Source organism: Enterococcus avium, assembly GCF_002891025.1.
GTDB lineage: Bacteria > Bacillota > Bacilli > Lactobacillales > Enterococcaceae > Enterococcus_A > Enterococcus_A avium.
In genome coordinates this window covers 72,575-85,051 of sequence record NZ_NBSL01000003.1, presented here as the reverse complement: position 1 = coordinate 85,051, position 12,477 = coordinate 72,575, and the positions used below count along the sequence as shown (strand labels likewise).

At 38.2% G+C, this 12,477-nt stretch carries 15 protein-coding genes; 14 read left to right on the top strand and 1 reads right to left on the bottom strand.

The window, feature by feature from the left end:
• Nucleotides 1-4 precede the first annotated feature (4 nt).
• The 4 genes from AUF14_RS16090 to AUF14_RS16075 are packed head-to-tail and all read left to right on the top strand — an operon-like array spanning nucleotide 5 to nucleotide 3,197.
• Nucleotides 5-760, top strand: a complete 756-nt coding sequence (locus AUF14_RS16090) for a PTS mannose/fructose/sorbose/N-acetylgalactosamine transporter subunit IIC (protein WP_102866148.1) — start codon at nucleotides 5-7, stop codon at nucleotides 758-760.
• Nucleotides 760-1,590: a PTS system mannose/fructose/sorbose family transporter subunit IID gene (locus tag AUF14_RS16085; protein ID WP_016177921.1), complete on the top strand. Its 831-nt coding sequence runs from the start codon at nucleotides 760-762 to the stop codon at nucleotides 1,588-1,590. Before AUF14_RS16090 ends, AUF14_RS16085 begins: the two co-directional genes overlap by 1 nt.
• Nucleotides 1,591-1,600: 10 nt before the next feature.
• The gene (locus AUF14_RS16080) at nucleotides 1,601-2,800 is read left to right on the top strand and encodes a M20 family metallopeptidase (RefSeq protein ID WP_102866147.1); all 1,200 of its coding nucleotides are present in this window, start codon (nucleotides 1,601-1,603) and stop codon (nucleotides 2,798-2,800) included.
• Nucleotides 2,801-2,813: 13 nt separating this feature from the next.
• Nucleotides 2,814-3,197: a PTS sugar transporter subunit IIA gene (locus tag AUF14_RS16075; protein WP_102866146.1), complete on the top strand. Its 384-nt coding sequence runs from the start codon at nucleotides 2,814-2,816 to the stop codon at nucleotides 3,195-3,197.
• Between the two features lie 331 nt (nucleotides 3,198-3,528).
• On the opposite strand, the gene AUF14_RS16070 is transcribed toward AUF14_RS16075, so the two are convergent.
• A complete protein-coding gene (locus AUF14_RS16070) occupies nucleotides 3,529-4,317 on the bottom strand; it encodes a DeoR/GlpR family DNA-binding transcription regulator (RefSeq protein WP_102866145.1) in 789 nt (262 codons plus the stop codon).
• Between the two features lie 255 nt (nucleotides 4,318-4,572).
• Here AUF14_RS16070 and AUF14_RS16065 point away from each other — a divergent pair, with 255 nt between their 5' ends.
• From AUF14_RS16065 to AUF14_RS16020, 10 genes are all read left to right on the top strand, one after another.
• Nucleotides 4,573-5,445: a ketose-bisphosphate aldolase gene (locus tag AUF14_RS16065; protein ID WP_102866144.1), complete on the top strand. Its 873-nt coding sequence runs from the start codon at nucleotides 4,573-4,575 to the stop codon at nucleotides 5,443-5,445.
• A gap of 22 nt (nucleotides 5,446-5,467) precedes the next feature.
• Nucleotides 5,468-5,926 carry a PTS sugar transporter subunit IIA gene (locus AUF14_RS16060; RefSeq protein ID WP_102866143.1) on the top strand — a complete coding sequence of 153 codons (459 nt, stop codon included), beginning with the start codon at nucleotides 5,468-5,470 and terminating at the stop codon, nucleotides 5,924-5,926.
• 10 nt (nucleotides 5,927-5,936) lie between these two features.
• Complete coding sequence (locus AUF14_RS16055; protein ID WP_102866142.1) at nucleotides 5,937-6,248, top strand: PTS fructose transporter subunit IIB; 312 nt, start codon at nucleotides 5,937-5,939, stop codon at nucleotides 6,246-6,248.
• An 18-nt stretch (nucleotides 6,249-6,266) separates the two neighbouring features.
• Nucleotides 6,267-7,379, top strand: coding sequence for a PTS fructose transporter subunit IIC (locus AUF14_RS16050; RefSeq protein ID WP_102866141.1), 1,113 nt, complete (start codon nucleotides 6,267-6,269; stop codon nucleotides 7,377-7,379).
• Nucleotides 7,380-7,393: 14 nt separating this feature from the next.
• Nucleotides 7,394-7,939: a D-lyxose/D-mannose family sugar isomerase gene (locus AUF14_RS16045; protein WP_102866140.1), complete on the top strand. Its 546-nt coding sequence runs from the start codon at nucleotides 7,394-7,396 to the stop codon at nucleotides 7,937-7,939.
• Between the two features lie 72 nt (nucleotides 7,940-8,011).
• On the top strand, nucleotides 8,012-9,019 hold the full coding sequence (locus AUF14_RS16040) for a dihydroxyacetone kinase subunit DhaK (protein WP_102866139.1): 1,008 nt from the start codon (nucleotides 8,012-8,014) through the stop codon (nucleotides 9,017-9,019).
• Nucleotides 9,019-10,107: a dihydroxyacetone kinase subunit DhaL gene (gene dhaL, locus AUF14_RS16035; RefSeq protein ID WP_102866138.1), complete on the top strand. Its 1,089-nt coding sequence runs from the start codon at nucleotides 9,019-9,021 to the stop codon at nucleotides 10,105-10,107. Before AUF14_RS16040 ends, dhaL begins: the two co-directional genes overlap by 1 nt.
• Nucleotides 10,108-10,119: 12 nt before the next feature.
• Complete coding sequence (locus tag AUF14_RS16030) at nucleotides 10,120-10,890, top strand: triose-phosphate isomerase family protein (protein ID WP_102866137.1); 771 nt, start codon at nucleotides 10,120-10,122, stop codon at nucleotides 10,888-10,890.
• A complete protein-coding gene (gene fsa, locus AUF14_RS16025) occupies nucleotides 10,887-11,534 on the top strand; it encodes a fructose-6-phosphate aldolase (RefSeq protein ID WP_102866136.1) in 648 nt (215 codons plus the stop codon). The genes AUF14_RS16030 and fsa overlap by 4 nt, the downstream gene beginning before the upstream one ends.
• Nucleotides 11,535-11,565: 31 nt before the next feature.
• A complete protein-coding gene (locus AUF14_RS16020; protein ID WP_102866135.1) occupies nucleotides 11,566-12,357 on the top strand; it encodes a triose-phosphate isomerase family protein in 792 nt (263 codons plus the stop codon).
• The last annotated feature ends 120 nt before the right edge of the window (nucleotides 12,358-12,477 follow it).

Sequence of the window (12,477 nt, the reverse complement as noted above, 5' to 3'; positions counted from 1 at the left end):
GAACATGACGATTTTTCAGGCAATTATTTTAGGTATACTATTTTGTTTTTGTCGAATGGGGATCCTATATACATGGCCCAAAAATATTCCTTTGTTTGGGGCGTTGTTGATTGGGATTGTCTTGGGCGATGTTCCTCAGGCAATGATTATTGGCGCAGCTATCCAGGCTATCTATATGGGTGTGATACAACCCGGAGGAAATATACCTACAGATCAGGTGTTAGCTACATTTATCGCTCTTCCAATTGCTATTCAAACAAATTTGTCTCCAGAAGTTGCGGTTACTTTAGCAGTTCCGGTTGGACTATTGGGTGTTCTGCTGGACTATATTCGTAGAACGGTTAATGCTGCTTGGGTCCACATGGCAGATAGCTATGCAGAAAAAGCTAATACTAAAGGAATTATGCGTGCACACTTTTTATATCCTACTTTGTCTTTGATATTTATTTACATCATTCCTGTAGCGATAGCGATTTATTTAGGACCAAATGCGGTAAAAAGCTTTATGAACTTTATTCCAGAATGGATTATGACAGGACTTCAGGTTGCGGGAGGAATTCTTCCAGCGTTAGGATTTGCAATCACGATTTCAGTCATTGGGAAAAAAGGAATTCTGCCATATTTTGTTTTAGGTTTCTTCTTATTCCAGTATGCTCAGCAAGTAAACACCATTGCTTTCGCATTACTTGGGATATTCATGGCCTTTCTGCATATCACGTTTACTAAATCAAATTCATCTGAGGAAGCGGGGATCTTATAATGAATGAAAATCAAGTAGATACAAAGAAGCTGTTAACAAAAAAAGATATCCGACGATCATGGATGCTTTGGTTAGGCACATGTGAGCTGTCAAACTCTTTCGAACGACTACAAAGTTTATCTTTTGTCGGCTGTCTCGCACCGATTTTGAAAAAGCTGTATAAAGATGATGAAGAATTAAGCTTAGCTTTTAAACGTCATTTGACCTTTTTTAATACTGAAGGCATTTGGGGAAGCCTAATCCACGGAATTGTAATAGCGATGGAAGAAGAACGAGCAAAAGGCGAAGAGATCTCAGATGATATGATTACTGGTCTAAAAACGGGCTTCATGGGTCCATTGGCTGGAATCGGAGATACGGTGGATTGGGGAACTATTCGTCCAATCGTTATAGGATTATTTTTGCCATTGGCTTCTGCTGGAAGCTGGATCGCCGGGTTAGGCCCCTTTGTCGTAGTTAGTTTGATTACATCCACCATTAGCTACTATCTATGGCATTTAGGCTATAAAGTAGGTCGGAAGAGTATCTTGCAAGTGTTGAAAGACGGTCGAATTAATCAGTTTATTATGGCATCTAGTATTTTAGGAATGTTCATGATGGGAATTCTATCTTCTCAATATGTCAAGCTGGAACTGAAGCCTTTTCTGATGGTGAATGGAGAAAAAACGACAATTCAATCCTATGTGGATCAGATTCTTCCGGGACTTCTACCGATAGCTGCAGTATTTATTCTGTACTATTTAATCAAGAAAAGAAATGTTAAGTATACAACTATTTTATTGGGTGTTTTAGTCTTTTCATTATTAGGGGCACTAGTCGGATTATTCTAGGGAGGAAATCATGCAGTCAGACGTTAAAAATACAATTTATAAAAATGTTGAAGAGAATAAGTTAGATTTAATTCGGATCAGTGAGTATATTCACGAAAATCCTGAGTTGGGATATAAAGAATTCAAGGCAGTAGAGAAATTGACGAGTTACTTAAAAGAGAAGGGGAATGAAGTTATTATTCCTTTTGGAGGACTAGATACATCTTTTAGCGCCTCGTTCACACAGGGGAAAGGAGAAAGACATATTGCAGTACTGGCAGAATATGATGCATTGCCTAAATTAGGTCATGCATGTGGACACAATATTATTTGTACATCCGCTCTAGGTACCTATCTAGCTGCAAAGAGGGCGATGGAGAAGTTCAATATTTCTGGAAAAGTTTCTATTATTGGAACACCCGCAGAAGAAGGCGGTGGCGGGAAAATAAAATTACTGGAAGCGGGTGTATTTGATGGGGTAGATGCCTCATTGATGGTGCATCCTACCTCAGGAACTACACGAATTGCTGGTAGATGTACGACTACGTATTCATTTACAATCGAATTTTTTGGACAGTCTGCACATGCTGCAAGTCAGCCCTTTAAAGGTATTAATGCTTTGGATGCAGCAAATCTTTTTTTCAATGCGATTGGATTTTTACGCCAGCAGGTGACCTCGGATGTCCGTATGTCAGGATACATTGTTGATGGCGGTAATGCCAGTAACGTTATTCCAGACTATACTAAAATTCAATACAGTATTCGTTGTATGGAAGATCGAGAAATGTCTAGATTAGTTGAGAGAGTGAAGAGTTGTATTCAAGCTGCTGCTTTAGCAACCGGTTGTAAGGCAAATATTATTGAAGAAAAAGGCTACGCCGCCCGTACCTTTAGTGAAACATTAGGAAATATTTGTCGTGAGGCTTTGGAAGAGCAAGGCGAGGAAGTGTTAACAGGGTTTCCAGATGATTTTGGATCAACTGATTTTGGAAATGTTAGTCAAATAATCCCAACGACAAACCCATACTTTAGCTTGAATAAGACACGGGTATCATTACACACTCCAGAATATGAAAGACTGGCTAATCAGCCTATTAGCCATACAGCCATCGAACGCTCCGCTAAAGCAATGGCTTTTACAATCATTGAATGTTTCTTAAATGATTCGATTTTGGAACGTGCTAAAAATGAAAAATCGAATGAAGTCAGTATAGATATGAGGCCAAGATAAGGGAAGTGATAAAATGATCGCAATACTCGTTGGAAGTCACGGAAATTACGCTAAGGAAGCATTAAAAAGTGCTGAAATGGTCATCGGTGAACAAAAAAATACTGCCTATTTCACATTGACTGAGATGATGGATTTATCAATGACAATAGAGGCTGCGGAAGTAGCTTATCAGTCATTGGATAAAGAAACAGGCACGTTGATTTTGACTGATATTGTTGGAGGAACGCCAACAAATGTTGCAACGGTTCTAAAGAAGAAGGGAAAAAATATTTCTTTGCTAGCTGGATTTAATATGCCTTTATTATTAGAGGCATTATTAAATAGGGAACAGGAGTTAGAAGAACTTGTTGTCTATTTAAAAGAGCTATTTGAAGGCACCTTAACAGAAATAATTTAGCGAACGGATGAAATGATTTCTTAGAAAAATAAATATGAGAGAAAAATGCTAGATAATGATAAAACTCCCCTAATTAGGATCAATAAATAGTTGAATCCTAGTTAGGGGAGTTTTTAAAAGAAAGGTGAGCTTTAATCCAATTTTAAATTAAGTTACACGATAATCACCAGATTAAGATAAATGGATTAGAGTAACAAAAAGCAAAGAGGTATGAGGAAATGAAACATTTATCAATTAATGAAGTAAAAGCAAAAAGAGCACAATCCTAAAAAAAGAATGGGCTCTTTAATTGTTTCGCATTTAGTGATTGAGTATTCACATGTTAGTAAATTTAACTATCGGCTTTAATAATCTTTATACGTGAATCGAATTGCTGTTCAATACTCTTGTCCAAATTAGCATCGGTGATCAGTATATCTACTTCTTCGAATGTACAAAATGTAGAACTGGAGTCCTTATTGAACTTTGTACTGTCGACTAATGCGATCGATTTTTTTGAATTGATCACGTTTGTGCGTTTATGTTTTACTTCCATCAAATTATTTTCGGAAAATCCTCCATCCAATGAAAGTCCCGAAGCTGAAAAGAAATAGGTGTCTATATTAAAATTGTCCAAAATAGGACTGAAAAATTCGTCATAAATTGTATTTGAATTTGCTTTAAGCAGTCCACCGATGGCTAACACATTGATATGTCGATTTTGTTTTAGAATTGCGCCTGTAGATATTCCATTCGTAATCACGGTAAGCTGTTCACTGAACGTCACCAATTCAGATGCAAATTCAAAACAGGTAGAACTGGAGTCTAATAGGATCGTATCTCCTTTCTTTACAAATTCTATCGCTTTTTTGGCGATTGCTTTTTTTTCTTCTTTATTGACGAATGCACGTTCACTGTATTCGGTAATTCCATCTGTAAGATCTTTACCCATAATTTCTTCTTTGAGCATAATCCCACCATGGATTCTAGTTAGGTCATTATGCTTTTTTACTAATTTGTCCAAATCGTTTCTAACCGTCGGACGAGTAACTCCTAGCTCATCTGCCAAATTATTAACATAAACGACTCTTTTTTCTAAGATCAGTTTACGAATGAACTCTTCTCTTTCTGTAGCTAACATAATATCTACTCCTTTGATTTTCATTATAAGTCATACTAAAAGAAAAATAAAGAAAAAATATGCGTGTAAAAAGAAAAAGAAGAGATATAAAAAACCTTCCCTAAATCCAACATAAATATTTGGTTTTTAAGAAAAGCACAAAAAATTTTTTTCTTTTTAAAAATATTGTTGACTAAAAGAAAATAAAGTAGTACATTGTGTGTGTAAAAAGAAAATAAAAGAAAGAAAAAGGAAGAAAAAGAAAGAGGTAGTTATATGTTAATTAGTGGAAAAGAAATGTTGGACGTAGCAAAGGAACATCATTTTGCTGTTCCAGCATTCAATGCTGGCTCAGGTCAATTGCTGTCAGCGGCAATGGATGCCTGTGAAGAAGCTAAGTCACCGTTCATGATGGCGATTCATCCATTAGAGTTGGAGTTTTTGAGAGACAGTTTTATTAGTCAGGTCATTTATGAAGCAAATCATAGCCGGATTCCAGTTGCAATCCATTTGGATCATGGAGCTTCGTTTGATCAAGTGATACACGCGATTCAGTTAGGATTCACCTCAGTAATGATTGATAGCTCGCACTTGCCTTTCGAAGAAAATATTGCTGTAACACAGAAAGTCGTTGAAGCGGCTCATGCGGTTGGTGTATCTGTTGAAGCAGAGCTGGGAACAATCGGTGATACTGGAAACACGGTAGAAGGCGGAGTAAGTGAAGTTATTTATACGGATCCAGCAAAAGCAAAAGAATTTGTTGAAAGAACAGGGATTGATTCTTTAGCAATTGCTATCGGAACGGCTCACGGAATTTATCCAAAAGATGTTAAACCAAAATTACGCCTGGACATTTTACGTGAAATCATCAAAGTCGTAGATATTCCATTAGTTTTACATGGAGGATCAAGTAATCCAGATAAAGAAATTGGCGAGTCTGTTGAATTGGGAATTTCAAAGATTAACATCTCCTCTGATATTAAGATTTCATTTACAGAAAAACTAAGAGAAATCTTAAATAATGGTAATCTAGAAATTCGTGAACCAAATGTGATCTTCCCGGATTGTATTGAGGAATCTAAGAAGACCGCGTTGCATAAAATTAAGTTGTTCAAATCGGACAACAAAGCAGATCTTTACCATAAATAAGAAGACTATTTGGAGGTAAATCATGCAAGAAATTAATTTAGAGCAGGTTTTGGATGAAGAAATCATGGGCGTTCAACTTCCTGGCAATTCCAAAGAAGATACGATTCACTACTTAGCGAAGCTTCTACTTGATAAAGGATACATTAAGGAAATAGATGGATTCGTTAAAGATATTTACTATCGCGAGTCGCTTGGAAAGACGGGGATCGGCAATTTTATTGCGATCCCTCATGGTCAAAGTGAAAGCGTTATCACTAATGGGATTGCAATCGGTGAATTCAAAAATGAGATTCCTTGGGAAACATTAGACGAAAAACCAGTCCGAATTGTTTGTTTATTTTGTGTAAAGGCTGGAGATGGAGGTGAAAACGAGCATCTACGAATGTTAGCGGCCTTAGCTGGAAAATTAGGAAATGATGAAGTAGTTGCACAATTACTCAATGCCAAAAATGTATCAGAGATGAAAAAAGCATTTTTATAGGAGGAGAAATATGAAAATCGTAGGAATAGCAGCATGTACTGCAGGAATTGCCCATACGTATATTGCCAAAGAAAAACTGGAAAATGCAGCTAAAAAAGCCGGACACGACATTCATGTAGAAACGCAAGGAACAATTGGAACTGAAAATCCGATTCCAGAAAGTGCTATTAAGGAGGCGGATGTGGTTGTGATCGCTGCCGATGTAAAAGTAAGAGGTAAGGAACGCTTTGAAGGCTTGCGCGTCATTGAGATACCTACAGAAGTAGTTATTAAATCTCCGAACAAATTTATTGAAAAAATTGAAGAAATTGTAAACCAATAACGAAAGGATGCGATGGAAATGACGGACACAAAGCAAAGCGGGAAATTGTTTACAAATTTAAAACAGCATGCACTTACAGCTATTTCATATTTAATTCCAATTGTTGTTAGCGGCGGTTTTTTGTTAGCAATTGGAAGTCTCTTAGGCGGTGCAACAATTAATGATATCAAAGAATCTTACAATTTCTTTGATGTGATGTACACGATGGGTGGATTAGTACTAGGAATGCTGCCGGTAGTTATCGCAACTGGGATATCATTCTCGATTTCCGATAAACCCGGGATCGCACCAGGGTTTCTCGTTGGGCTGATTTCTATCAATATGAATGCAGGGTTTATTGGTGGATTTATTGGCGGGTATATAGCTGGCTACTTGACCAAATTCTTAAAAGAAAAAATTAAAGTACCGTTGTGGGCTGAAGGCTTGAAACCAATGTTGATCATTCCTTTTATTTCATCCGTAGTCGTTGGATTCATTATGTATTTCGTTTTAGGTTTCCCAATTTCAGCTCTTACAGACACATTGAATAATTTCTTATTAGGGTTGGATACAAGTCAAAAACTAATGTTTGGATTAATCGTCGGTGTATTATCTGCTATCGATTATGGCGGACCGATCAATAAAGTGGTCTTCGCATTTTTATTGTCCTTACAGTCAGAAGGAATCAATGAACCAATGGCAGTATTAATGTTGGCCTCTATGGTCACGCCTTTTGGAATGTCCATTGCTTTCTTCTTGCAAAAGATCTTTAAAAAGAACATTTACAACCGGATGGAAGTAGAGACATTAAAGACCGCTTTTCCGATGGGAGTATGTATGATTACCGAAGGATGTTATCCAATTATCTTTAATGATTTATGGCGGTGTATTGTGTCTACAGGTATCGGTGCAGGTATCGGGGGTGCATTGAGCATGATTTGGGGTGCAGCTTCTCCAGTTCCTCACGGTGGTTTGTTTGCCATGGTAACGATGACAAATCCTCTTGGGTGGTTTGCGGCATTAATGATCGGCTCAATAGTAGATGCTGTTTTATTATTAGTATTGAAGAAGCAAGTCGATTACGACGATGTGAAAGAGATTCAAGCAGAAGATGAAAAAGACATTGATTTGTCTGATATAAAAATTAGTTAAGGTGGGTAATAACTATGAGTGGAGCAACTGAAGAATACAAACAGGCAGTGAAGGATCTATACAAAAAATCTCAAATCGTTCTCACAGATGAAGAGTTAGAATCAGTGGATTATGCAGATTTTGGTTTAGATAATTTGGAAGAAGAAGGTTTGAACTTGATTCTGTATGTAAATAATGCTCGATATTGTGCGAAAGAAATGGTTTTACTGCCAAATCAAACATGTCCAGAACATTTACATCCAGATTGGAATGGTCACGAAGGCAAACAAGAAACGTTTCGCTGTCGTTGGGGCGAGGTTTATCTTTATGTAGAGTCTGATGAACCGTTAGATCCTGAAAAAATTAGTGTAAGTATTCCAAAAAATAGTCAAGAATACTATACCGCAAGTAAAGAATATCGTTTATTGCCGGGAGAACAATATACGATTGATCCTAAATTAAAACATTGGTTTAAGGCTGGAAAAGACGGTGCAGTGATCAGTGAGTTTTCTTCTCCTAGTTATGATGAATATGACGTGTTTACTGATCCTAATGTGAAACGAGTTATTATGGATCGTTAGTGCACAAATTACTAAAGCGCTTTCGGTTATTTTTAATCGTAAAGCGCTTTAAGTATACCGTGGGAGGCTCTTATGAAAAAAATTTTGAATTCAAAAGAAACGTTGATTGAGGATATGCTGGCCGGATTTATAGCCGCTGAAGGAAAAAGGGTTGCTCGATCATCTGAAAATTCTCAAGTTCTTTTTCGAAAGGAAAAAAAAGCAGGGAAAGTCGGGATCGTCAGTGGTGGAGGAAGTGGTCATGAACCTCTTTTCTTTGGATTGCTAGGGAAAAATATGGTGGATGCGGTAGCAATAGGCAATTTTTTTGCTGCACCAACCCCAGGAACCGTTTTGGAAGCAATCAAACAAGCGGATCAGGGTGCGGGTGTAATTTGTCTTTTTGGAAATTATGCGGGTGATGTCCTAAATTTTGACATGGGTGTTGAACTAGCAGAGATGGAAGATATTAAAGCGTATAATTTACCGATCGCGGATGATGTGGCATCAGCTGGAAAAGAAGAACAAAGAGAGCGTCGCGGAATTGCCGGTGACTTATTCGTCATTAAAGAAGTCGCAGCGGCAGCAGCTCAAGGATGCTCTTTAGAAGAGTGTTTGAGAGTTGGAGAGAGTGCAAATCAACGTATTTTCTCAATCGGTGTTGGAATTTCTCCTGGGACAAATCCTGTTAATGGTCAAAAGAATTTTGAGTTGGCCGATGATGAAATCGAGTTTGGTCTAGGAATTCACGGTGAACAAGGAATTGAACGGATGAAGATGCTGGATGCTAAAAGCTTGGTTCAACGGATGGTCGATAAGCTTCTCATAGAACTAATGCTATTTGAAGAAAAAGAAGTCATTGTCTGTATTAATGGTTTGGGCGCTACTACGCATCTAGAGTTGTATACAGTTAATCACGAAGTGGACAAGCTGTTAAGGGGAAAAAATTTTAATGTCTACGATACTGTCGTTGGAAGTATTTGTACAACACAGGAGATGGCAGGTTTCTCTATTACAGTGCAGGTGTTGACAGAGGAGTTAAAAGAAATGTATCAAATGGATGCCTACAGTCCCTGCTATTTTCACAAGGAGGACTATTGATGGAAAGATTGACTAGTGAAAAAGCGAAAGCGATGTTGATTTTCACAGCTGAGGAATTGATTAAAAAGGAAGAGTATTTAGGTGACATCGATCGTGCGATCGGTGATGGTGATCATGGTATCGGGATGTCTAGTGGTGCGAAAGCTATTTGTGACGTTCTGCAGAATGATTCGATTACAGATATTGATCAGGTATTCAAAAAAGCCGGGATGGCGATGATGGAATCAATGGGAGGCGCATCAGGAGTTATTTTCAGCTCTTTATTCTTGGGAGTAGGGAAGGCTGCCGGAAAAAAAGAGGACTTGTCGGTTGAAGAATTTGGTGCCGGTCTTCGAGAAGCGGTGGCGATGATTCAAAAAAGAGGCAAAGCGCAATTAGGAGATAAGACCATGTTAGATTCTTTAATCCCCGTTGCAGATGTTTTTCAAAAGACACAATCGGTTGATTTTTTAGAGGTTTTGGAGGAGGCCGTTCAGGCGGCCTATGAAGGGGTTGAAAAAACCAAAAAATATCCTGCAAAATTTGGTAGAGCAAAATTTTTAGGAGAGCGATCGTTAGATAAACAGGATGCTGGTGCGACTTCGGTTGCAATTATTTTTGAAGCAATGCACGAATATTTAAAAGGAGGAATTATGATGAAGGTTGGTTTTGGTGCAGATGAAAATGCGGTTGAATTTAAAAATACTTTGAAGGAGTATGCAGAAGAATTAGGTTATGAGGTTATCGATTTTGGTTACTATAGTGATTCACCCGTTGATTATCCGGCAATCGCTTTTGAAGTGGCGAAAGCAGTGAAATCCGAAACGATTGATCGTGGGATATTATGTTGTGGGACAGGGATTGGAATGGCGATCGCCGCGAACAAAGTTCCAGGTATCCGTGCCGCGCAATTGACTGATATTTATTCAGCTGAACGTGCGCAATTAAGCAATAATGCACAAATTGCTACGTTTGGAGCTTTCGTTCAGGGAATCGATTCTGCCAAACTATTATTGGAGGAATACTTATCTCAATCTTTTGAAGCCGGAACAAGATCTGAACGGAAAATTAATCAGATAATGGATTATGAAAAAAATCTAGCAAAATAAAGGGAGATAGTGATGAGGAAACCAATTGTTGGAATTAGTTTAAAAATATATATGAACGAACTAGAACCCACTATTAAATATACCCAGAAGTTGAAGGAGCTTTGTAATCACTTTGCAGACACTGATTTATTTATGTTTCCCAGTATGGGAACCTTACGGGAGGTTGGACAGTGTCTAAGTAATTCATTCATTGAGTTTGGGTCTCAAAATATCGCCTTTATGGAAAATGGTGCGTTAACAGGAGAATTCTCAGTAGAATCACTTTGTGATATGGGAGGTAGCTATGTTGAGTTGGGGCATGCTGAACGACGGAAATACTTTAACGAGACGGACGAAATAATAAACGAAAAAGTAAAGCTTGCTTTCAAAAACGGGATACGTCCTGTTTTATGTATTGGAGAAAGTATGCACGAAAAGGACCAGGTGAAAGCACACTTGAAGAAGCAATTGATTGTGGACTTAAGTGGGGTCACCCCAGAAGAATTAACAGAATTGGTCATCGCCTACGAACCCGTATGGGCGATTGGACAGGAAAAAGCCGCATCAGCCAGCTATGTACACCATGTACATGAGATGATTCGAAATATTTTGACCGACCATTATGGTCATTCAATTGCTCAGAAAATAAGAATCATATATGGCGGTTCTGTTAGTCAGAATAACGTGAATGACTTAATCGAAAATGAACATGTGGATGGTGTTTTTGTTGGAAGATTTGGACATGATCCAGAAAAATTTAAGAACATTGTTGAAATTGTTCAGCAAGTAAAGGAGAAAAAATGAAATTCTTTTTAGATACAGCAAACGTAGATGAAATCAAACGAATCAACAAATTAGGCCTAGTTGATGGAGTAACGACCAATCCGACAATCATTGCAAGAGAAGGTCGAGATTTTGAGGAAGTCATCAAAGAAATTTGTGAAACGGTAGAAGGTCCTGTCAGTGCAGAGGTTATCAGTTTAGATTCGGAAGGCATGATTAAAGAAGCCAAAAATATTGCACAATGGGCAGAAAATATCGTAGTGAAAATCCCAATGACCGAAGCAGGTTTGGAAGCAGTAAACAAATTGACAAAATTAGGAATCAAAACAAATGTCACATTGATTTTTACCGCTGCACAAGGGTTGATGGCAGCCAAAGCTGGCGCAACATACATTAGTCCATTCTTAGGCAGATTGGATGATACTGGAACAGACAGCCTAACGTTGATTAAGAAGTTGCGAACGATTTTGGAGACGTATGGATTGAAGACTGAGATTATTTCAGCAAGTGTTCGTGGTTTAGAACATGTAGAAAAAGTTGCAGTGGCAGTTTCGGATATCGCTACGATCCCGGGATCATTATTCCCTAAATTATGGAGTCACCCATTGACTGATGCGGGTATTGCAGCCTTCATGAAGGATTGGGAAGCATTCAAGAATCAATAAGAATCAATAGCATAAACTGGAGGAGCGAAAAATGAGTAAACGTAAACCAGTAGTCGTAATGAGTTGGGCAATGAGACAAAATCGCGAAGTTGAGGCGGTAACCTTTGCCGAACAATTAGTCGAACTTTTAGGAGATGATCAGAATATTGAGAAGATTTTGCTGCCATCGATGGCCATGCTCTATCCAGTATCAAAAGTTTTATGGAATACCAATATACATTTAGGAGCGCAAAACATCAGTGCTTACGCATCCGGAGCATATACCGGCGAGTATTCAATTGAATCGTTATTGGATATCAAAGGGGATTACGTAGAACTTGGGCATTGGGAAAGAAGACAATACTTTCATGAGACGGATACAACGATTAATAAGAAATTGCGTTTGACCCTTGAAAAAGGCTTGAAGCCGATTTTATGTGTGGGCGAAGTGGAACAGACAAGCGATTTCGAAGAGATTGAATCCTTTCTTTACTTACAATTATTTAATGATCTTTATGAAGTGAAGAAGGAAGATTTGGAGACTTTAGTGATCGCTTATACGCCGATTTGGGCAGTGAATAAAAGCAAGGCAGCGAGCGCACCGCACATTCATCTCGTCTGCGGAATGATTCGAAAAGTTCTGGCGAAAATGTTCGATTTAGCATCGGCCGAGAAAGTTAGAATAATTTATGGCGGAGCAGTTAGTCCTGAGAATGCTACATTGATCGTTCGAAACAAAGAAGTTGATGGTGTTTTTGTTGGGCGCTTTGGCAGCAATCCTGAGAGATACGCCAAAGTAGTGGCAGAAGTACAAAACAATATCGATAAAGAAAGCAGTTTTTGATTGGTAAGGAGAGAAGACATTTTCTGATTATACAGACCAACTAGGTGTGAACACGATTCGATCGCGGTCGGTAGAAAATATTGTTTCTGTCTTTCTTTCATTGAACATGGAGGTAGAATA

Coding starts and splice junctions, on each gene's coding strand:
- AUF14_RS16090 (WP_102866148.1), top strand. CDS start 5: ATGACGATTTTTCAGGCAATTATTTTAGGTATACTATTTTGTTTTTGT.
- AUF14_RS16085 (WP_016177921.1), top strand. CDS start 760: ATGAATGAAAATCAAGTAGATACAAAGAAGCTGTTAACAAAAAAAGAT.
- AUF14_RS16080 (WP_102866147.1), top strand. CDS start 1,601: ATGCAGTCAGACGTTAAAAATACAATTTATAAAAATGTTGAAGAGAAT.
- AUF14_RS16075 (WP_102866146.1), top strand. CDS start 2,814: ATGATCGCAATACTCGTTGGAAGTCACGGAAATTACGCTAAGGAAGCA.
- AUF14_RS16070 (WP_102866145.1), bottom strand. CDS start 4,317: ATGTTAGCTACAGAAAGAGAAGAGTTCATTCGTAAACTGATCTTAGAA.
- AUF14_RS16065 (WP_102866144.1), top strand. CDS start 4,573: ATGTTAATTAGTGGAAAAGAAATGTTGGACGTAGCAAAGGAACATCAT.
- AUF14_RS16060 (WP_102866143.1), top strand. CDS start 5,468: ATGCAAGAAATTAATTTAGAGCAGGTTTTGGATGAAGAAATCATGGGC.
- AUF14_RS16055 (WP_102866142.1), top strand. CDS start 5,937: ATGAAAATCGTAGGAATAGCAGCATGTACTGCAGGAATTGCCCATACG.
- AUF14_RS16050 (WP_102866141.1), top strand. CDS start 6,267: ATGACGGACACAAAGCAAAGCGGGAAATTGTTTACAAATTTAAAACAG.
- AUF14_RS16045 (WP_102866140.1), top strand. CDS start 7,394: ATGAGTGGAGCAACTGAAGAATACAAACAGGCAGTGAAGGATCTATAC.
- AUF14_RS16040 (WP_102866139.1), top strand. CDS start 8,012: ATGAAAAAAATTTTGAATTCAAAAGAAACGTTGATTGAGGATATGCTG.
- dhaL (WP_102866138.1), top strand. CDS start 9,019: ATGGAAAGATTGACTAGTGAAAAAGCGAAAGCGATGTTGATTTTCACA.
- AUF14_RS16030 (WP_102866137.1), top strand. CDS start 10,120: ATGAGGAAACCAATTGTTGGAATTAGTTTAAAAATATATATGAACGAA.
- fsa (WP_102866136.1), top strand. CDS start 10,887: ATGAAATTCTTTTTAGATACAGCAAACGTAGATGAAATCAAACGAATC.
- AUF14_RS16020 (WP_102866135.1), top strand. CDS start 11,566: ATGAGTAAACGTAAACCAGTAGTCGTAATGAGTTGGGCAATGAGACAA.